Genomic DNA, 21436 nt, shown 5'->3' with positions numbered 1-21436 from the left:
CCTAACCTCGCTTTTTCATTTCTAAAGCTTTACTGCAAAAGTCTTGTTAAACGTTTAAGATTTTCTAAACTTATTCGGAGACTATCCAGCGGATCTCCTGGACAAATATCTTGTTCGACTGCATACCACTCGACTCCAGCTTTTTTACACCAATTTAAAATAGGGGGAAAGTCGATCAGCCCTGTACCAACCTCTGCAAAAGTTTGTCTTTCATCATTTGTCATATCTTTTAAATGAATGATTGGCATTCTATTTGCATAGGGTTTAAGAAATTGCAGCGGATCTTTTCCAGCCTTTTTCACCCAAAAAACATCAATTTCTGCAAAGATCTTATTATCGGAAGTAGGCTCCAATAAATATTCCAGCGCTGATTTCCCATCCATGTCTGTATCAAATTCAAAGGCATGATTATGATAGCTGATGCGAAATTCTGGTGCCTTTTCCGCCACTTCATTCAAAAGCGCCTTTACCCGCTCATACCCGTCTTGATTTCTTACATCCTCTGGTAAAAATGGGCAGACAATGTCTTTTGTGTTATATAGCTTTACTTCCTCCACTACTTGGTCTAAATCGTTTTCTAACCGATCAAGCGGGATATGTATTCCAGCTGTGCCTAGATTATTTTCCTGTAAGGCCTTTGCTACTTCATGCGGATCATAGCCAGCAGGTAATGCAGATAGCTGAACCCCGTCCCACCCCATCTCTTTCAACTCTTTAAATACAGGGGTAATTCCTCTCTTTAATTCTTCTCTTACTGTAAACAATTGGGCAGCAAACTGATTATGCATCGAACTCGCTCCTTTTTTTGTAAAATAAAAAGTCGATACCTCTATCTTAATCGCTAAAATGAGAAACGCATCAGCTAATCTTGTTCATTATTGGCAATTATTTTACCCCTATTGCTTTTTCAATGTCTTAACGCAGACGATTTGCTCAATCGTGCACAAAAATAAAGAAGGTATCATTCTTAAATAAATATAATCTCCTAAAGACTACATATCTCCTAAACATCGATTGGAAACAAGGACTTCATCGATTCTGATTTCCCTCCTCAGCTTGGATGATTGGATGATCGCATCAATCATTTGTAAGGAAGGCAAGGCATCTTTGACATGTATATAGTCCTGTCTATTCTCTAAAATAGAAGCATAAAAGCCATCGATCAGTTTTTTATGACTTGCTCCATAATAGAACTTAGAGCCATAAAGCTTAGTATCTTCTTCTATCACTATCTTTTTGCCATTTTCATCTAGAATCGTTAACATATTGTCCTTAATGGTCAACTTTTGATTTTCGCAGACGATTTGAAGCTCTACACTTGAGTTATTTCCATTCGCGTTTGTAGCAAAAAAGAACCCGTTAATCCCATTTTTGAAAATTATTCTGGCTGCTGCCGTATCTTCTGTTTCAATGCCATAATCAAGAAGTTGGTCAACAGTTCCTCTTATTGTCGCTATTTCCCCTCCCAAAAGCTGCATTAAATCTAAAGTGTGAATCGCTTGATTAATCATGACTCCCCCACCTGCTAAGTCTAATTTCCCGCGCCACGGCTTATTGTCATAATAGGATTTTGACCTTGCCCAAGTGACGATCCCTTTGATCCCTACAATTTTTCCATACTTATTTTCTGCGATAATCTGCCGTAGTCTTTCAACCGTTTCATTCAAGCGATTTTGAAAACAAATAGCGATTTTCACTTGTTTGTTGTCCTCTTCTAGTTTTAGTAGTTCAAGACCTTCTTCTGTGTGTAAAGCCAGTGGCTTTTCTTGCAAGACATGAACACCTTTATCCACACAAGCTTTTGTCACTGGATAATGAAGATAATGTGGTAAACAAATGTGTACACAATCTAACGTTTCCTTCTCCAGCATTTCTTGGTAATCTGTATAAAAATTTACCCCCTGCACACTCTCCCTTCGTGTTTCATCGATATCACTTACTGCTACTAACTCAGCTGTTGGGTTTGCTTGAATAGCAGAGAGGTGAATACTTGATATATCGCCGAGACCAATCACAGCTATTTTTAACATTAGACATGCTCCTCCTTTTATAAAAAACAGGCAGACTGGATACACTTTTTTTCTTTTTTTTAGTTTCTAGTATCCCATCTGCCTCATTCCTGCAAATTAGCGTCTATCTTCTAGCGGTTCTTAACCCACTCCGTACTTTCCTTTTGCGCTTTTTCCAGCGCATCTTCTGCACTTCTTTTTCCTGTTAAAGCGGCTTCAATTTCAGATGTTAGAATATAGCGTGGCTGTGAAGAGCCCCAAGGATATCTTGGTGTCATTGGAGTAGACATTGCTTCAAACACAGGGAGCATCAAAGGTTGATCTTTCACACTATCCCATTCTGTTGCTGATTTCACAGATGGTACTAAACCAAGTTCTTCATAGACATATTTTTGAACAAAATCACTTGTGGCAAATTTAAGCCACTCCCAAGCTAATTCTTTGTTCTTGCTGTCTTTGGCAATAGTGATTGGACTTCCTGCAAATAATCCGCCTTGCCCATCATCATTCTTGAACTCTTGCGAAATGGCAATTCGATCCCCAAGTCCTTGGGCATAGGCTGATTTTACCGTATCGCCAGGTCCCTGGTTTAGCATAATCGCAATATTATTTTCTTTTGTTAACCATTTTTCATTGCCTTGGTTACTCACAATGCCCTTAGGAGCATAATTTTGCATATCTAGTAGCCAATTTAAGCCATTCAGCATTTCTTTTGAATTAAAAGTAAATTCAACCTCATCCCAGGCAAATCCAGTTCCCCACTGTCCGTTTTGTCCTTCCGCCAGATCGACTAAAGTGAAGGCTGATGACCAGTCACCCCGGAACCAAATCCCATAGTTTTGCTCCCCTGTTTTCGGATTTTTCCCAGTCATTTGTTTCGCCTTTTCTGCGACTTCCTCCATTGTTGGATACTCAGACAAATATTCTACTCCCCATTCATCAAATAACTGTTTATCATAGCTGATAAAACGTGCATCTCCTAAAAATGGAAGCCCGAAAATATCTAACTCCTTACTATCTGGACCTAAAGCTTTCCAACCTTCTACTTGATTATCGATAAAAATATCTAAATCAAATTCTGGATCTTTATCAATCCATGGCTGCAATGGTTCTAACACACCTTGTGGAGCAAAATCAGCAACACCTGGCATTTGATACACATCTGCTTCCCCCGACGTAATCATTGCTTGGGTTTTCTCCGTGTATCCTTCCCAAGGCATCAGAACAAATTTCACAGTAGCACCAGGATGTTGCTTTTCAAATTCTTCTTTCAGCACTTTTACCCCTTTGACTGAATCACCCGTAATCGGATCTGTCTTGTCTTCCATCGCAAAATCACCAATCATCATAACAGTTATTTGCTGTCCCGCCCATTCTCCATCCTTATCGGAGCCTGAGGAACCTCCTGATTTAGAACTACACCCAGCAAGCACAGCACTTATTACCATCATCAATGCCAAAGCAAATGCTGCCGTCTTAGAAAATAACCTCTTTTTCATTTTCCAACCCCCATTTTTTTGAATCTTCTATTCCCCTTTGACACCACTTAAGGCAATACTCTGGATAATATATTTTTGTAAAAATAAATACACAATGACAATTGGTAATACACTTACTGTTGCTAGAGCCATCGTTAACCCGCCGAGACTAGACCCATTTTCCAGCGAGAAACTCGCTAAATAAAGCGGAATCGTCTGCAAATTCAAATCATTAATAACAACTAATGGCCACATAAAATCATTCCAGCTCCAAATGAACGATAAAATGACCATTGTTGCTGCTATCGGACCTGCCAGCGGCAAGTAGACACGAAAGAAAATTTTAAATTCTCCCGCCCCGTCAATTTGTGCCGCTTCCCTTAATGTATCTGGCAGTTGATCGAAAAACTGTTTACATAGAAAAATAAGCATTCCACTAATAACAGATGGAAGAATTAAGGGCCAAAAAGTATTTAATAAGCCAAGTTGATTAAAAAAAGTATATAAAGGGATTAACCGTGGTTCCATTGGGATCATTAATGTACAAAGGACAATGATAAACAAGACTCTTTTTCCTTTGAATTTCCCTTTCGAGAATGCATACCCCGCTAATAAAGAAGCAGATACACTTAAAAAGACAGAACTTACAGTTACAATAGCGGAATTAACATATGCCTGGATAAGTCTTCCATTCTCAAAAACGATCCCATAATTGAAGGATGAAATAGCTTCTGGTATTAGCCTCGGTGGAAAAGGCATAACAATATTAGCTGTTCGATCAAACCCTACGCTGATCATCCAAACAAATGGCGCCATCAAAACAATGCCAAACACGAACAGAACAATATACTTTATAATGGCTGTCATTCTTTCCAGCTTTTTCATGGAGATTGTATTTTTCATCGTCTCCCTCCCCATTAAATTAGATTTTCATTTTCGATATTTTTAAGTTGATAAACGTAAAAATTAAAATAATAATGAACATAATATATGTGGCAGCTGAGGCGATCCCGAATTCAAAACCGGTAAACCCACGCTCGTAAATAAAGGCTCCCATTGTTTGAATGGAACGAGCAGGGCTTCCATTTGGTCCACCGATTACATACACCTCATTAAAACGTTGCAGAGCTCCAATCCAGCCCGTTATTAATAAGAATGCAAATGTCCCCGTCATATTAGGAATCGTAATGAATAGCCACTGCTGCACCCCACTTGCTCCATCAATTTTTGCAGCTTCATACATTTCTGATGGAATTGCTTGAAGATTAGCAAGACATATAATGATAACAAAGCCAATCCAATGCCAAACAGCTAGCAGTATAACGCCCCATTTAGAAGTACTAGGTTCAGAAAACCACCCTGGAGTCGGCAGACCCATAGAGTCTAACGCAAAATTAACAATTCCCATTTCTGGATGTAAAACAAATTGAAAGATCATGGCCGCAGCAACAATTGAAGTAACATTGGGCAAGAAGTAGATGACTTTAAAGAAATTCTTTCCCTTTCCAACAGAGTTAATTAAGGTAGCAAAAATGAAGCCTAAGGGAATGGTGATTAGGACTTGAAATATTCCGATAAAAAAAGTGTTCCATACAGCATTCCAAAATGGTCCTGATGTTAAGACTGTGCGGAAATTATCTAAACCAGTAAAGCTTTCTATTGTCCCATTTGATTTAAAAAAACTTAATCTAAATGATTCGATAACTGGATAAACCATAAACAGCAAAATCCCTAAAAAACTAGGAATTAAGAAAATATACCATGTCCATTGTGTCGTTCTTCTTTTCTTTTTCTTCTTCGCAGCCTCCATGTACATACTGGTTTCCGTAGCCGTAACATGATTGTCTTCCATAAAATCTCCTTTCCTTAATGAATCGATTTTACTTTTACCACAATATGACAACGCTTTCAATTTTGTAGAAATAAACACGAGATACTAACTATATCTCGCATGCTCATTTCTATAAACAATACTATTACTTTTATCGAGGTTACGTGTTTATGTTCCCTTCTGATTCCATTGTATGAAAGTTATCTATTTTTAACGTGGATAGAATTGTGTAATCTGATGAAGAAATTGTTTTTTATTGCTCTTTTAAATAATCATATTTAAAAATCGTTGCTGTAGAGACATGGTGGGAGAATTTAGCTTAATTCGTGTTTTTCATACGAATTGCTTTGCTATTACGGTATTCTGTAGGAGTTAGTTTCATTTGTTTTCGAAAAAAACGACTGAAATGAGAGGAATCTTCAAATCCTGATTCAAGAGATACTTCAAGAATCGATTTGTCTGGATGGATCTCCAGTAAATATTTGGCGCGGTTTATTCGACAGCTCATGATATATTGCATAATTGTATATCCTGTTACATCTTTAAAAATTCTCGACATATAATACTTGCTAATATTTAAATGATGGGCAATATCATCTAACGTGATTGGTTCACAGAAATGCGTATCAATCCATTCAATCATTTTTTTGACATGAAGATTTTTATCAGATTCAGCATGAATATTATGTTCAAGCTGCTGCTTACTTAACTCATAAACCTTAAATAAAAGCTGCATCAGCATCGCTGTTAACTCTCCCACTTGGAAGCGAACGTCGCCTGCGTTTTCTTCCTTGGATCTTTTCACTTTCTCTGCCAATTTCTTTATTAATGCTTTTACTTCAGCAGACTGTTCTTTATCTTTTATATGAAATAAAGTATTGCTCAATTGATTAAATGGCGATAGCAGTTCCGGGACATTTAAATTGTTTAAAAGTGGCCGCAGCCATTCGGAAGAAAATTCAATCACACTGCGCTCATAATAAGCCCCAGGCTCAGGATAGGCTCGATGTAATGTTAGGCCATTCATAATAATTAAGTCATCCTCCTGTAAACGATAAATACGATCACCAATTAAATATTTACATTCTCCCCCATGAAAGTAGTATATTTCATATCTATCATGAGAGTGGTAACTAAAATCTTCATAAGTTTCCACCTTATCCATTAAACGATAGAGTGCGATTATTTTTTCCGTCATCCTTAACCCTCCTATTTAAAGCGTTTTCAATTCATTTAAAAATAAACTTGCCACCATCCCCAACTAATATCTTTACTGAAAATTTTACTCTTATTTATTCTCTATTCTTATGATAGTCACCTTTTAAAATTACAAAATTATATTTAATTTTATTGGTTATTCCTTACAAAATAACTATTTTCAAGAGCAGTAATAGAATTTTCAAAATCTTCCTACTCTCAAAAAGATGGATAAATAGTAGGTGAATTTATCTCGATAAAACATTGTTAGTATAACATCGATATAGGCAAACAAATCCACGAGTGCATGAGTTCGCAGATAGTGCGACTTCGTAGAGCTTGTTTGATAATGTCTTTAGTAGCTGGGTAATATACATCTTTATATGTAATCGTTTTGCTTTCTACACATTCTCCATTAATATAATTTTTTAGTTTTTCAAATACATTTCCCAAAACACTCAATTATTAGTTATTCATATCAACTGTATTTAACTATTCCACTATCAACTTTTGGTTAAGTCTTGATAAATCTCATATGCCCAAGAAAACAACATCGAAATCGTTGTAGCCAGCCAAGAGCACATCACCCAATAAGGTAATCCGGTGGACCGTTCTACGGTGTACCTATGTTCCATTCAGAAATTCAATAAGGCAGGGCACCTTCTCTTCATCGGTGCCTTGCCTTCCTTGTTTTACTAGCACTCATCCCTTATTATGGCACTAGCTTTATATTATTTTCTTCCTGGTAGCATATATAATCAAAAACCTCTTCAGAAGTATTACTTGTTTTTAAGATATGATAAAATTCCTCTTTTTCCAGCAATTGTACTAACTGTGAAAGTGCATTCAAATGAAATTCCTGATTAATCGCTGCCAAACAGAAGACAAATTGAACCGGTTTATTAGTATGTTTATCAAAGTATACTGGCTCATTCAATACAGCTATACTTATGGATAATTGATTTACGCCATCTGCTGGTCTTGCATGGGGAAGCGCGACATTTGGCATGATGACCATATAAGGACCATCTTTCCTAGCATTTTCGATCATTTTTTGAATATAATTTTCTGTTATTCTTCTTTCTTGTAATAATGGTAAGGCAGATAAAGAAATGGCATCTTGCCAATTCTTTGCCAATACATGTAATTGAATAAGATTTGGGGAGATAATTTCACTTAAATTTGGTCCCTGCTCTTTTTTTAGCTCTACTTTTTCATTTACTGCAAAGTACTCGTATAATTCTCGCTTCATTTGCTCTTTTTCTTTCACTACAGCATACTTCTCCACAATTTGCGTAATTAATTCTACACTGGGCAATTTAAAAAAGGAATTCCCCAGCTCTGTATAAACATCTCTTATTAACCGATATTTTTCTGCTATATCCATAACAGGACTTACAATAAAAACAGGTTTTTTCGTATAAAACAAGCGAATATCTGGTACGGTAGAAAATAACAAATCATAATCAACGTCTATTTTATCCAGCTGTTGTGTTTCGATAGGAGCTAAAAAAGTGAACTCGGGAAAAATAGACTTTAAAACGGTATGCGTAATAGAGGAACTCCCCACTCCATTTGGACAAACAATCACACCTACTTTTTTATTTACCTTTCCCTCTTTTTCATTCCTGGATAAGGATGCAAAATGAATCGTCAAATAGGCTACTTCTTCGGCGGGAATAGGATGTTTAAATAGCACGCTAAGCGGCTTCATCGTTTCATTCACGATAGTAAATAGATGATTGTATTCCTCTATAATCTTCTCATACAGTGGATTAACGATTGGCAAATGAAAAAGCAATCTATAATAGGCAGATCGGAAATGCCGGAAAATTTGCTTAGATACTTCTCTTGGATGTTCAAAGCGAATGCCGGAAAAAGATTCAAAACGCATGCGGATATGTTCAACCAAGTCCATAATAAGTGGAAAATCTTCGCGATATTCATCGGCCTCCCCTAATGTTAGACCTAGTACCCAGGCTGTTAAGTAGCAAATATTATCTTCCTTCTGCAAATGATAAAATGATAATAGCTCTTCTGCAAACTGATATTCTTTTGTAGATTTAACCGATTTCCATTCATAGATGAAGTTAACAGATTCCTTCGTTTTTAATCTTGTCTTTAAAAATAAAAAGGAATAAATAAATTCTGTTAACCTGTTCTCGATAAAATGAATCTTATGTTTATTCGAATAAAATAATACAATTTGCTTCATTTGCTCGTAGCTTTCAAGATGATTTTCTCGTAAAAAATAGCCAAATAATTTGGTGTTATTATTTGTATTTAATTCTTTTACTATTAACTTTAATCCTAAATAGCGTATCTCGCTCTCGGTTCCTACCAAATGATATCCCTGTTTCCGATTGTATCCCAAAGAAATTCCCCTATGCTGTAATTTTGCAGCTAAAGCTTTTAAATCTCCCATTATTGTTGTTTTGCCAACCTTTAAAGCATCAATGAAATGGTTTATCGACAGATACTCTATGTTTATGAAAAGATAAAGAAACATATATTGTATCCGTTCCTCACTACTTAACACATACTCATCAACTGGAATAGTATTTGATACCTCATTTATTAATAATTCCCTCGTTTCATAGTCAACAGAAATTTGGTTGTAGCTATTTATTTCGATTGGTTTTTTATGATGGGATGCTAACCAGCTATTTATTTTCTCTAGGCTATAATCAATTTGTCTTTGCGTTAATTTCGTTTGTTCTTGTAAGTTTTGCTTTTCTATAAATGGGCGTTCCATAATTTTTTGGATAATGAGGTATGATCGTTCATCTAGCAAATGACTTCACTCCATTTATTGATACATTTAATAATAGAAGAGAAATAGACTAATGATTGCTGCCTTATTTCTCATTAACTATTTCTCTTGCTTTATTCTCTATGTTTCACTTCTTGTTTCGATATTCCCTTAATTTTTCTACAAGTTCTCTAGCATTTTGTTCAATTTGTGATGATGTTCCTTTTGTTAACAAACTACCGATTCCTACACAGTCAATTCCATTTTCAAACCACTCTATGATATTATCAATCGTTACACCTCCAGAAGCCATTATAGGCATATAAGGAATCGGTGTTTTAAAAACTGTTCCAAGCTGGGATCCGTAATAATTAGAAATCGGGAATGCTTTAATCATGGAAGCACCTGATTCCATCGCATCCACCATCTCCGAAATGGTTGTACAGCCTGGAGCATAAGGTACTTGGTATCGATTGCATATTCTACTAACTTCTTCTTTGTAATTTGGTGCAATGATAAATTTCGCTCCAGCTAATATCGCTAATCTTGCTGTTTCTGTATCTAAGACTGTACCAGCCCCTACTAGTAAACGAGCACCATATTTCTCATTTAACCCCTTTATAATTTCCCCCGCATTTGGTAATGTGTAGCTAATTTCTAATACATCTACTCCTCCAGCTAAGCATCCATCTGCAATTTCATAGGCACGTTCTAATGTTTCTACCCTTACAATTGCCATAATTGCTGTATTTTCGATTCTATTAAGAATGTTATTTTTGTACATGAATAGCAGCCCCTTCATACGATAATTGATGATATTTTTGTAGATATGCTGCTATTACCGAGTTAATTTCTTCGATTACATCACTTTTTGGTTCTAAGATTGGATACCTAGCTGGCCCAACTGGAATCTGCGCAAGCTCCATTGCCTTTTTTAAGATAGAAGGGGTGGAACCGAGTTTTAATACTCGACGCAGCTCCTCTAAACTTTGCTGTGCTTCTTCCGCTTCCTGTCTTTCTCCCTTTTGCCAATGCTTATAAATAGAAACATCTATATATGTTAATAAGTTCGAAGTTGCGGCAATTGCTCCTGTCGCTCCTTCATCTAAAGCTTTTAAAATTAAAGAATCAGACCCAGATAAAACAGAAAAAGCCTCTTCTTTTGTCACGCTAATATAGTTTTTAATATTTTCAATGTCCCCGCTGCTATCTTTAATTCCTACTATATTATCCACCTTAGCCAGTCGTGCTACTAATGGCGGGCTTAAGTGAATACCAGTATTTTTCGGAATATTATAAAGTAATATTGGAGTACTTACCGATTCAGCAATTTTTTTATAATGATGATATAATTCATCTTCTGTTAACGACAGAAAATATGGCGTAATGACAGAAAGTGCATCTGCTCCCAGCTTCTCCATTTCTTTTGATAGAGAAATGACTTCTGCTGTGTTATTCCCCCCAGTTCCTACAAAAATGGGAACGCGTTTATTTGTTTCATTAATGACAAGTGAGGCAAATTCGACTTTTTCCTCTCTTGATAAAACATGAAATTCTCCATTCGTACCTAAAATAAATAATCCAGCCACCTTTGAACGGATTAAGCGATTTACTAGATTACGTGTTGCTTGTATATCTATCTTTTGCTCCTGATCGAAAGGGGTAACCATTGCCGTGATGATTCCACTAGGCCTCATTATCTTCACCTCTGTTAAAGTATTTATTTTGCTGGCTATAGAAAAAGTTTCTTCCTCTATAGCCTTTTAAAATTCCCTATTATTTAATGGATTGTCCAAGGGTTCCACCTGGATGCCACTTTACATAAGTTTGTGCATCCAAGCCTATCTCATTTTGAAGTAATACTGATAAGGTTTGCAGTACAAGCAGTTCAGCAACAACAGAAGCTCTAGGAGGCTTATTAAGACCATCCCCCTCCTTTGATACACCTGCAAAAATTGCAAAGTCGCTTTGCCGAGCAATCGAGGACTGCAGATTCCCTGTAAGGGAAATGATAATTGCCCCATTTTCTCTTAAAGTGTGAATCGTCTTTTTTAATTCCTCTGTCTCTCCACTATTGGAAATGGCAATTACGACATCTCCTTCCACTACTTGACCCGACGAGCCATGAATTGCTTCTGTTCCATCTAAAAAGTAGGCTGGAGTTCCGGTAGAGGATAATAAAGATGCACTATAACGGGCAACATAGCTAGGTTTTCCAATACCAGTGAGATGTAATCGTTTTCCTTTTTTTCCAGCATTAATAATACAGGACTTTGCTTCTTCTAGATTAGCTATGGAAATATGATTGATTAATTGATTCATCTCTGCTTGTATCGCTTCTAAATAGTTCTTCGCCTCACTCATTTCTTCTTTTCCTTTCCTCTTGATTTCTTTTTCCCCATAACTTAACTAAAACTTAGTGGAAAAAGCTTAAGAATTTATTGAGAAGCATACCAGTAATATTGTAGTCAATATTTGGAAAAGTTGACCCTTCAATGTTCATACCAGCAAATACCGGATAAAGAACTGTTGGTAAGAGGGCTAGTAATAAGCCAACAACAAATGATCCTGCAACTGCTCCTCTCCAGCCCCCTGTTGAGTTACCAAAAACCGCAGCCGTTCCTCCTGAGAAGAAAGCAATATGAGCAGCAGGTATAATAACAACTGGGAAATCAAAAAACACCATAATAAATACTGCCAAAAGTCCAGCTACATACGCAGACAGGAAACCAACAATTACTGCTGTTGGCGCAAATGGGAAGACAGTTGGAACATCTAGAGCCGGACGCGAATTTGGGATAAATTTCTCCGAGATAGACACAAAAGCTGCTGTAATTTCGGCCAAAAACATACGTACTCCTGTCATTAAAATCGACATCCCTGCTGTGAACATAAATGCTTGGATTAAAGGGAAGACTAGCCAGTGGGTTGTACCAGCTAATTCTTGTGTAACATCTTTTCCCGCCTTTAGAGCAGAGACATAGAAAAGAATCAACATGATAACAGCCATTCCCATCAGAAAATCTCTAAAAAAGGATAACCAAGCAGGAAATTTAATTGATTCCGTGCTTTTCTCTTGATGTTTGCTGAATAACATTCCAATACTGCCTGATAAAGCATAGCCTAACATATTAAAATGCCCTATAGCAGTAGCATTGCTGCCTGTAATTTTCCGCATAAAAGGCTGACATAATTGCGGTAAAGCGGCTGAACAAAAACCTAAAATAACCCCGCCAACAAGGATTGAAATAGTATTTGAATACCCATACGATTTAATAATGAGCGACAGTACACATGCAAAGAATAAACTATGCCCTCCTGTAAAAAAAATATTCTTCATAGGAGTTATTCTTGCAAAAACTAGATTCATTACAAACCCTAAAATCAATGTGCAGGATACAACAAACCCATACTCAGATTGTGCAAGGGCTGTTGCGGCTTCTGGAGATGCGACAACTCCAGTTAAATCAAAACCATCTTGGAATAAGACATTAAAGTTTTTCAATGCAGCTGTCATCGTACTAGCACCTATTCCAAAGATCAAAAACCCAATCAGTGTTTTAAAGGTGCCAGTCATTACTTCTGTCATTGCCTTTTTTTGTGCCAGCAATCCAATCAATGCAACTAATGCTAGAATAATTGCAGGATTACTAAATAAACTAATTATGAATTGCATCATTTACTAACAGCTCCTTCTATTCAAATTTCCGTTTGCTGTAAAAATGCATTTAATTTTTCAAGAATTTCTTTTTTATCTACAATATTTGCAATACCAATAATATGCTGCTTTATTCCTTTATTACTCAATTCCTGTGCAACATCGACAAGTGTGATTAATATTTCGCCATCAAACCCAGCCACTCCATCCAATGAGGAGTGTTCGACTTGGATAGGCAGTTTATTTTCTTTCACAACCTCATTTACCTTTATCTTTAGCATCAAACTTGAACCTACACCTGCTCGACACGCTACTAATGCTTTATACATAGAAATCTCTCCCTTTTAAATTTTACTAATATATGAAAATATCTCTTTCGGACTACTGCTTGTATCTAACAGCTGAAAAAACTCCTCATTTTCCAAGAGTTTTACCAATTCTGCCAATGCTTCCAAATGACTATTACTATCTGTAGCACTTAAGCAGAACAAGTACTTAACAGGATCATTTGCTTCATTTCCAAACCTAACAGGATATTCTAAAGTAGTAATCCCAATTGCTGTTTCCTTTGCCCCAAATTCTGCAGGAGCATGTGGTAAAGCTACATGCTTAGTAATGACAATATATGGTCCTATTGTTTTAGCAATTTCGATTATTTTATTGACATATTCTTTTGTTATTTTGTTTTTCATTACGAGAGGTAGTGTACCTTTTCTAATTGCTTCCTCCCAATTATCCACCCTCACATTTAATTGGATAAATTCTTCTTCTAAGATATTGCTTAACAATATCACTACCTCCTTTAAAGCAGCTTCCTTTTTTCATTTTCAGCCTTTTTGTATTAACTCTCTTTTAAGATATACATCCTCCATGTCTTTATTTTTTAAGGTGATCACCTTTAATTAAATTGTAGTTTGTAGCGCTTTCTTCTTCAACGATCATTGAGTTCTTATTTTGTTGGCAACTGAAACAAATCATGAACCTAAATAAAATGGCTCCTGTAAGTGTACTATTGTTTATCCCTTATTTTTAAAGTGTGATTTCCATCACATTTTTGTTTTGGTTATTTTGTTATACTTCCATTGAGAATTATTATCAGCAAAAGAGGTGTTATCGATTGGCTAAAGTATTAGATTTAAATCTAACCATCTTGGAACTAACCACTACTTATCCAGAATTAGTCAGCGTTTTAAAAGATCTTGGCTTTGAAAAGATTACAGATCCTCGGATGATGCAAACTGCCGGACGAATAATGACGATTCCAAAAGGGTGTCGCATGAGAAAAATATCAATGAACACAGTAAAGCAAACTTGTATAGATCATGGATTTACAATTATAGAAGAGAGAAGGGACACATATGAGTGAATTAATTAACAATCGAACAGAATTAAAAAAAGCTGCATCTGAGCGCCAGCAGCTTTTAAAAGAAATTATGAAAGATTTACATGCTGGCAGGTCCGTGGAAGAAGTAAAAGCTCAATTTGAAAAAGCAGTTGGTAATATATCGGTATCGGAAATATCACAGCTTGAACAAGCATTAATGGAAGAGGAAGGTATCCCAGTTGAAGAGGTACAACGATTATGTTCTGTGCACACAGCAGTATTCAAAGGATCTATTGATGATATTCATGCCTCCACTTCACAAAAAGCAGAAGAAGAAGCAGGACATCCCATCCATACTTTTAAACTGGAAAATAAGGAAATTGATTTGTTGGTGAATTTCAAGCTTCAGCTTCATTATGAACGATTTGAAAAAGAAGATTCTCCCAAAAATCTCCAAAAACTTTCAGAAGATATACAATTATTAGTAGAAATCGATAAACACTATAGCCGCAAAGAAAATTTACTATTCCCCTTTCTTGAAAAATACGGTATATATGGACCAACCCAGGTAATGTGGGGAGTAGATGATCGAATTCGTGCAGCTATCAAATTAGCCAAGCAACAATTGGAAGACTATCATGGGGAAAAACAAGACATTCTGAATAATATTTACTTTATCATTCAAGAAGCTACTGAAATGATTTTTAAAGAAGAGAATATTCTCTTTCCAATGGCCCTAAGCACATTAACCGAAGATGAATGGATAAAAATTGCAGCGGAAAGCGAGGAAATTGGCTATTGTTTGATCAAACCGGTCGAAAAGTGGATTCCAAAGCGAGTATCTATGCAAGAGAGCTCTGCTTTAGATAAGATCGAAAGTGGATTGATTCATTTTGAAACTGGAATTTTATCTGTCAAACAGCTTGAGCTGATGCTGAATCATTTGCCAGTGGATATTACCTTTATTGATAAAGATGATGTGGTGCGTTATTTTTCTCATGGAAAAGAAAGAATTTTTGCCCGAACAAAAGCTGTCATTGGACGAACTGTCCAAAACTGTCATCCACCTAAAAGCGTGCATGTAGTAGAAAAGTTATTAAATGACTTTAAATCAGGAAAAAAAGATAGTGAAGACTTTTGGATTAAATTCAAAGATAAATATGTATATATACGGTACTTTGCTGTAAGAAATGAACAAAGCGAATATATGGGAACACTGGAGTTCACGCAGAATATACAACCTATCCAAGCGATAGACGGAGAAAAAAGAATTCTTGATTAATCATATAAAGGCTCTGATAAACAGTATCAGAGCCTTTCCATTTAAAATTTCTTTTTCTCATCTTCTAATATTCGGTTTTTCCTTATTAAAACGGCATTACAATTAAAAATGTTTCTGTTATTTCTTGACGGTGGAAGCTTCGTAAATAGAGGTTACGGCTTCTTTTAAGCTTTGATTGAATTCTTCCTCTGATTGATTGACGTTTAGTTCTTCGCTTAGAGCTCTAGAGAAGCTTGCGATTATATTGTCATTTTCTTTTAATTTTTGATTTGCTTCTTCTCTGCTATATCCTCCTGAAAGGGCAACTACTCGAACTACTCGTGGATGGGTGGTTAATTCTTTATAAGTATTCGCAATAGCAGGAATCGATAGCTTTAACATGACATTTTCATTTTCGTTTAGGTCATCGAGATGCTTTAACAATTCTTCTTTCAAAATAGCCTCAGACTGTTCTCTATCCTGGCTATAAATATCTACTTCCGGTTCGATAATTGGTACTAAGCCTGCTGCTATTATTTGTTTTCCTATTTCAAACTGTTGTTCCACAACTTCTTTAATTCCATCTCGATTAGCTTCCTTAATAACAGAACGCATTTTTGTTCCAAAAATATTGCGTTCATTGGCACGTCGCAAAATTTCATCCAAATCTGGAATTGGCTTCATTAGCTGAACTCCATTTGCTTGATCTGCTAATCCTTTATCAATTTTTAAAAAGGGAAGGATGTCTTTTTTCTGTGCTAAATAATCCGCCGTATACATACCTTCAATCTTGCTATCCATCGTTTGTTCAAATAAGATTGCTCCAAGAATATATTCAGAATTAAATGCTGGGGAAGTAATAATCCTTGTCCGCATTTTGTGTACCAAATCAAACATTTCCTCGTCATTCGTATAAGCACTTTCTGGCACTCCGTAATGAAGCAGCGCTTTTGGCGTACTGCCACCACTTTGGTCTAATGCAGCAATGAACCCTTTTTTCGTTTTCATTCTCTCTAATTGGCTGTTCATATTTTTATCCTCCTTTTCAATTGCACGTTCTACTTAAATTATTCACATTCGCAAGGGAGTTAAAACATTTCATTAGAAAAGAAAACGAAAAACACACCTCTTTTATTATGACTTTTTTTGTTTATATTTTTCATAAAAGCGTTCCACTCTACCACCACGATCGGAGAATTTTTGACGTCCAGTATAAAAAGGATGTGTATCAGAACTGATTTCTACTTTTAGAAGCGGGTAGGTTTTTCCATCTTTCCAAACAATTTCTTCTTTTGATTGTTTAGTGGATCCAGATAAAAATTGGAATCCGCTATTAACATCCATAAAAACAACTTCTTGATAATTTGGATGTATTCCTTTTTTCATACTAATCATTCCTCCAATTTTTCTTATTACCAGCTAGATTTTTTCACACCAGGTATTTGTCCTTTATGCGCATACTCTCTAAATGCAATCCTAGACATTTTGAATTTTCTTAAATAACCTCTCGGCCTTCCTGTAACTTCACATCTATTTTTTAACCTAGTAGGTGAGGAATCTCTCGGCAGTTTTCTTAATGCTTCAAAATCGCCCCTCTCCTTCAACTCTCTGCGAATTTCAGCGTATTTCTCTACTATTTCTCTTCTTTTTCTTTCTTTTACTACCTTTGATTTTTTTGCCAAGCTGTTTTTCCTCCTTTTCCACAAATCGTCATCATTACGATTTACCTAATCAAAAATTATTTACTTTATACTCTTCTTATATATTAAAACGAAATGATTACGATTTGCAAGTTTTCTGCTTCTGCGAAATCATCTTGCTGATAGCTGCCAATAAAATGGATCTCTCAACTGCTGCCACTCTCCAAGAAACTCTTCTTCTGTTAATAAACATTCATCCAGTTCCTTTTTTATAAGCTCTACATTTAAATCCATTCCGATTAATACAAGTTTTGTATGTCTGTCTCCAAATTGAGGGTCCCAATTTCCGCGCAAACTAGGATTGACCTTCAAAATTTCCTCTTGCCTAACTTCTGGAAGTGCTGCAACCCAGTAAGAAATTGGCTCAATACTTACGGAAGGACCTGCCTGCGATAATAATAATGCTAAGTCATTCCTCGTCGCACACCATGCTATCCCTTTCGCCCGTACAATAGAGAGTGGCATAGAATGGCACCAATCATTGAAACGTTCTGAATGAAATGGCTTTTTACTAGAATAAACAAACGAGCTAATTCCATATTCCTCTGTTTCTGGAGTATGCATGCTCGGACCCAAATTTAACTCTCTGAGCCAGCCTGCCGATTCACTAGCCCGGTCAAAGTCAAATAGATTCGTATCTAGTATTTCGTGCGGATCGATCGCGCAGTTCACTGTGCGAATAATTCTAGCAACTGGCTGTAATGTTCTAATTACCTTCTCTAATTTGTCCAAATCCTCCGCTTTTACTAAATCACATTTATTCAAGATGAGAACATCGCAAAATTCAATTTGATCGATTAATAAATCAGCGATATTTCTGTCATCCTCTTCTCCAACTGCCTCTTTTCGATTGAGCAGAGAGTCTCCTGACTCATAATCCTGCCAAAAGCGATTTGCATCTACGACCGTTACCATTGTATCCAGCTTGCAAAACTTTGTTAGGTCAATCTCCATCTCTTCGTCAATATAAGAAAAAGTCTGGGCAACCGGGATAGGCTCACTAATACCCGAGGATTCAATTAAAATATAATCAACATCCCCTTCTATCGCCAGCCTTTCCACTTCAACAAGCAAATCTTCACGCAATGTACAGCAAATGCAGCCATTCGACATTTCCACAAGCTTCTCTTCTGTTCGGGAAAAGCCGCCTACCGTTTGCACTAATTCACTATCAATATTCACTTCACTCATATCATTTACAATTACTGCAACCTTCAACCCATCTCGATTATGTAATATATGATTCAGTAAAGTCGTCTTCCCTGCCCCTAAATAGCCACTTAACACTGTAACTGGTATTTTTTTCATTTTTCCACTCCCGTTATTATTTTCTTATAAATCGTAATGATTACGATTTATATAATAAACTCATTAATAAAAAAATGCAAGGGTAGCAAGGAAACGTTCTTCTGAGTTCCTTGCATTAAAATTGACCTCATTAGAATTGTCTCCTCTGATTCTCTTAATTTATCGCTAATCGAGCGACTGGTTCAAAGCCTTTAGTCTTTTTGAAATGCATTTTGTGTTTGAAAGCTTCTAAAGCATCGGAGCAGTCGATATTAGCAAAATTTAATCTATTTAGTTTGCCTCTTTCTAATTTGACAGATAGAATGGCGATTTTCTCTATATATCCGGTTGCGGTATTTAAACGATTATCGACTGCATGGATATAGACCGTATGTAAGGGTAATAAAGCAAACATATCACGGGCAATTCGGATTACACAGCTGCATACGTAATCTTGTTGAATATCAAAGTACCTTCCCTTCGGCATTTGTTTTTTAGAAAGTTTCCCTGTTTTCGTTAAAGATAAGTGTTCTTTCGAAACAACATCCTCTGTATTTACTTCAAATTCAATTTCCATTACTTTCGGGTCCTCGCAGCCAAATTCAAACCCGCTTCCAAATTCCGTTAAGTCATCTAATGGAGCAAATTCCTCGATAACTTGAAAATATGTATCTATATCCCCTTCTAACACCTTTGTAGCAACCTGTACGTCTCGCTCCCAGGCAAGATATTCTTGTTTATCCTGTTCGCTTGCTGCTATCACTTCTTCTCGCAGCTTCTGTTCCGCAGCTTCTCGATTGAAGAGTTTAGAAAAAAGGCTTGGTTTATAATTTTGCAGCTTCTGCAATGCCGCTTTTTCCTTTTCTCCCATTTCTCCACTTGGAAGTTGATAAGGTGGTTCTGAACCTCTCACTTTAATCCAATTAATAGAATCATCTGCTTCTATATGAATGCTATGGATACGCTCGATCGTATTTTCATATGCCTCCACCGCAAGCTTTGCTTGCTCTAATTCATTTAGCTTTGCTATCTCTCGTTGTCTTCTATTTATATCAGTTTGTCTTTGATAGGCAGGCGATTTTCTACTTCTACTTCCTGATCCTGAGGTACTATAGGATAATCCTGTCCCCGGAATACTTGCTGTTACTCTACTGCCTGTTCGTGAGTTCACACTGTATCTTAGTCCTTTTACACCAGCGCTTATTCCTACACTTTTTTTGCCCACATTTACACGAACACCAGGAGCTATTTTAAAACTCTTGCGAAAACCATATCCCATTCTTAACGCCCCTCTTTTTTTCCATATTATAACCTAATCCCGCGAAAACTTCGATTATACCTGATTAGACAATGTTGATGATTTATGCTTCCAATAGAAAGAATCCTCCTCACGCCTGAATAGGGGATTCTTCCTATCTAACTTCTAGTTATGTATAAAGATAGATAACTATCAACTAATTAAAATTCCTTTGATGATAAAGGTAAGAACAGTTTAACACCGCGCTTATTAACTGGCAGTATTTTTAAATCAGCTAGTAGATGACTTATGTATCCGCCTATACAAGTGTAAAACAATCCATTAATACCGAGCGAAGTCTCTAAATCAGCTGCAATAATTCCAAAAAAGATCACGCCTAAGATGGAGTGTGTATAACTTCGATGGGAAGTAAAAGATGCAATCATGATATAAATTCCTAGCAGAATAATCCAGCGCTCTTCTAAAGATATCCCCCCCATGAGTACAGCAATACCCGTGATTGTAAGCATATGTTTTTGTTTAATCAAAGATGCGATAAATAAAATCAGTATACCGATTCCGACACCCATCCACCTCTCTAACGCTGTTCTATCAAAGAAGCTATATAGAATCATCATTATTCCGATGACTTGGGCAGATAGCTGAATCATTTGATGAGGCAAAGTAATTTTTCCTCTAAGTTTTCCATCAATATCAAGATCGGGAATTAATCCAGACACTGCTCCTATAGAAACAAGCAAGAGTGTCTCTGATGGTGTGGATTGCACCGTATGAGCAACAATAAATCCAGTCGCTGATCCAATTACAGCATGTGATGTTCCATTCAAGTTGATTACCCCTCTAACATTTAATAATTTTGCAACATTACTATTCTACACCAAAACATTTGTTCTGTTTAGACTTAATTTCGTTTACAAAAAATAGATAATGCTATTAATCTAAAAACTAGTTAATCTTCATGGTAAAATAATGGTAACCAAGAAAATTAAAGTAGGTGTATAAGAAATGTTTTTCAGAAAAATGTCTAACAGTGAAGAAGCTAATTGGCGAAAAGGGACAATAGCCGGGTTCTACGTCTATTTATTATTGTTATTTGTCAACTATACTAGTTCCCTGTTTTTCCAGAAGGAGCCTTTTAGCACAACCATCATTTTTTGGTCAGGATTGCTAGTTGCTTTCGGTTTAGATTTCATCCTAAATTTACTGTCTAGAAAAAATAAATAGTGTGTAAGTCAGCATTAATAGATTCTTTTATTCACTTATGTTACACTCACTTCAAAAGGTGGTTTTGTTGATATGCAGCAATTACAATTTGAAGCTTCCTGGGATAAACAATTAGCACCTCAGGATCGAATAAATATAGAAAATATATTCCAAGAAACTAAGGATTTAACAAGTTTAAACATCCTTTTCTCTCCGATCCGTGAAGCAATTAATCATAAAGAGGCATTGCTTGTGTCTGTATTGGTTCATAATTTCACAGATAGTCCACTGTCATTCCATGATACTAAATTGGCTTATTCTATTAACGGAGATATCATTGCTGAAAGAACTTTCACCCTTCCGGATTTTGTTATCCCAGCCCATACAAGTATGCCTTGGACATTTATTTTCCCTAAAGGTTCTTATCAAATGACAACTTCTTTTAAGAATGGAACAATAAAGTTCAGCTAGGTGCTAA

The 21436-nt window shown here is 36.2% G+C and carries 22 protein-coding genes and 1 pseudogene; 3 read left to right on the top strand and 20 right to left on the bottom strand.

Annotated features, from left to right (window positions below; all coding sequences use genetic code 11):
* Nucleotides 1–29: 29 nt before the first annotated feature.
* From C2I06_RS01625 to C2I06_RS01565, 14 genes and pseudogenes are all read right to left on the bottom strand, one after another.
* A complete protein-coding gene (locus C2I06_RS01625) occupies nt 30–788 on the bottom strand; it encodes a sugar phosphate isomerase/epimerase family protein (protein ID WP_095332291.1) in 759 nt (252 codons plus the stop codon).
* 204 nt (nt 789–992) lie between these two features.
* Nucleotides 993–2030 (bottom strand): Gfo/Idh/MocA family protein, encoded by a 1038-nt coding sequence (locus C2I06_RS01620; protein WP_123257341.1) that lies wholly within the window; start codon nt 2028–2030, stop codon nt 993–995.
* Nucleotides 2031–2140: 110 nt separating this feature from the next.
* Nucleotides 2141–3508, bottom strand: a complete 1368-nt coding sequence (locus C2I06_RS01615; protein ID WP_123257340.1) for an extracellular solute-binding protein — start codon at nt 3506–3508, stop codon at nt 2141–2143.
* A gap of 27 nt (nt 3509–3535) precedes the next feature.
* Nucleotides 3536–4390, bottom strand: a complete 855-nt coding sequence (locus tag C2I06_RS01610; RefSeq protein ID WP_095332285.1) for a carbohydrate ABC transporter permease — start codon at nt 4388–4390, stop codon at nt 3536–3538.
* Nucleotides 4391–4409: 19 nt separating this feature from the next.
* The gene (locus tag C2I06_RS01605) at nt 4410–5339 is read right to left on the bottom strand and encodes a carbohydrate ABC transporter permease (RefSeq protein WP_217279861.1); all 930 of its coding nucleotides are present in this window, start codon (nt 5337–5339) and stop codon (nt 4410–4412) included.
* Between the two features lie 298 nt (nt 5340–5637).
* Nucleotides 5638–6516 carry an AraC family transcriptional regulator gene (locus tag C2I06_RS01600; RefSeq protein ID WP_235850320.1) on the bottom strand — a complete coding sequence of 293 codons (879 nt, stop codon included), beginning with the start codon at nt 6514–6516 and terminating at the stop codon, nt 5638–5640.
* A gap of 338 nt (nt 6517–6854) precedes the next feature.
* A pseudogene (locus tag C2I06_RS25400) lies at nt 6855–6968 on the bottom strand (hypothetical protein); the annotation flags it as partial.
* 259 nt (nt 6969–7227) lie between these two features.
* Entirely contained in the window at nt 7228–9309 is a 2082-nt protein-coding gene (locus C2I06_RS01595; RefSeq protein ID WP_123257339.1) for a BglG family transcription antiterminator, read from the bottom strand.
* 106 nt (nt 9310–9415) lie between these two features.
* Nucleotides 9416–10051, bottom strand: a complete 636-nt coding sequence (locus C2I06_RS01590) for a beta/alpha barrel domain-containing protein (RefSeq protein WP_095332281.1) — start codon at nt 10049–10051, stop codon at nt 9416–9418.
* A complete protein-coding gene (gene dapA, locus C2I06_RS01585; RefSeq protein ID WP_095332279.1) occupies nt 10038–10964 on the bottom strand; it encodes a 4-hydroxy-tetrahydrodipicolinate synthase in 927 nt (308 codons plus the stop codon). The genes C2I06_RS01590 and dapA overlap by 14 nt, the downstream gene beginning before the upstream one ends.
* Nucleotides 10965–11043: 79 nt before the next feature.
* Nucleotides 11044–11631, bottom strand: coding sequence for an SIS domain-containing protein (locus tag C2I06_RS01580; protein ID WP_123257338.1), 588 nt, complete (start codon nt 11629–11631; stop codon nt 11044–11046).
* Between the two features lie 52 nt (nt 11632–11683).
* Nucleotides 11684–12946 carry a PTS ascorbate transporter subunit IIC gene (locus C2I06_RS01575; protein WP_235844517.1) on the bottom strand — a complete coding sequence of 421 codons (1263 nt, stop codon included), beginning with the start codon at nt 12944–12946 and terminating at the stop codon, nt 11684–11686.
* Between the two features lie 20 nt (nt 12947–12966).
* On the bottom strand, nt 12967–13254 hold the full coding sequence (locus C2I06_RS01570) for a PTS sugar transporter subunit IIB (protein WP_095332275.1): 288 nt from the start codon (nt 13252–13254) through the stop codon (nt 12967–12969).
* Between the two features lie 15 nt (nt 13255–13269).
* Nucleotides 13270–13719 carry a PTS sugar transporter subunit IIA gene (locus tag C2I06_RS01565; RefSeq protein WP_249928268.1) on the bottom strand — a complete coding sequence of 150 codons (450 nt, stop codon included), beginning with the start codon at nt 13717–13719 and terminating at the stop codon, nt 13270–13272.
* A gap of 323 nt (nt 13720–14042) precedes the next feature.
* Between C2I06_RS01565 and C2I06_RS01560 the strand changes: the two genes are divergently transcribed.
* Together C2I06_RS01560 and C2I06_RS01555 are read left to right on the top strand one after the other, a co-directional pair.
* Complete coding sequence (locus C2I06_RS01560; protein WP_123257336.1) at nt 14043–14291, top strand: DUF1858 domain-containing protein; 249 nt, start codon at nt 14043–14045, stop codon at nt 14289–14291.
* The gene (locus C2I06_RS01555) at nt 14284–15531 is read left to right on the top strand and encodes a DUF438 domain-containing protein (protein ID WP_123257335.1); all 1248 of its coding nucleotides are present in this window, start codon (nt 14284–14286) and stop codon (nt 15529–15531) included. The genes C2I06_RS01560 and C2I06_RS01555 overlap by 8 nt, the downstream gene beginning before the upstream one ends.
* 117 nt (nt 15532–15648) lie before the next feature.
* On the opposite strand, the gene C2I06_RS01550 is transcribed toward C2I06_RS01555, so the two are convergent.
* The 6 genes from C2I06_RS01550 to C2I06_RS01525 form a co-directional block, all read right to left on the bottom strand.
* Complete coding sequence (locus tag C2I06_RS01550) at nt 15649–16539, bottom strand: fructose bisphosphate aldolase (RefSeq protein WP_123257334.1); 891 nt, start codon at nt 16537–16539, stop codon at nt 15649–15651.
* Between the two features lie 105 nt (nt 16540–16644).
* Nucleotides 16645–16896, bottom strand: coding sequence for a type B 50S ribosomal protein L31 (locus tag C2I06_RS01545; RefSeq protein WP_047941460.1), 252 nt, complete (start codon nt 16894–16896; stop codon nt 16645–16647).
* 26 nt (nt 16897–16922) lie between these two features.
* Entirely contained in the window at nt 16923–17192 is a 270-nt protein-coding gene (gene rpsN, locus C2I06_RS01540; RefSeq protein WP_095332269.1) for a 30S ribosomal protein S14, read from the bottom strand.
* Between the two features lie 129 nt (nt 17193–17321).
* Nucleotides 17322–18518, bottom strand: coding sequence for a GTP-binding protein (locus C2I06_RS01535; RefSeq protein WP_123257333.1), 1197 nt, complete (start codon nt 18516–18518; stop codon nt 17322–17324).
* 154 nt (nt 18519–18672) lie between these two features.
* Nucleotides 18673–19776 carry a DUF4236 domain-containing protein gene (locus tag C2I06_RS01530; RefSeq protein ID WP_123257332.1) on the bottom strand — a complete coding sequence of 368 codons (1104 nt, stop codon included), beginning with the start codon at nt 19774–19776 and terminating at the stop codon, nt 18673–18675.
* A 179-nt stretch (nt 19777–19955) separates the two neighbouring features.
* Nucleotides 19956–20582: a metal-dependent hydrolase gene (locus C2I06_RS01525; protein WP_123257331.1), complete on the bottom strand. Its 627-nt coding sequence runs from the start codon at nt 20580–20582 to the stop codon at nt 19956–19958.
* Between the two features lie 469 nt (nt 20583–21051).
* Between C2I06_RS01525 and C2I06_RS01515 the strand changes: the two genes are divergently transcribed.
* Nucleotides 21052–21429, top strand: coding sequence for an SLAP domain-containing protein (locus C2I06_RS01515; protein WP_123257329.1), 378 nt, complete (start codon nt 21052–21054; stop codon nt 21427–21429).
* The last annotated feature ends 7 nt before the right edge of the window (nt 21430–21436 follow it).

The sequence above is a fragment of the Niallia circulans genome, assembly GCF_003726095.1.
GTDB lineage: Bacteria > Bacillota > Bacilli > Bacillales > Cytobacillaceae > Niallia > Niallia circulans_A.
Note: the sequence above shows the minus strand (reverse complement) of the source record. Positions and strands in the feature narration are given on the sequence as shown.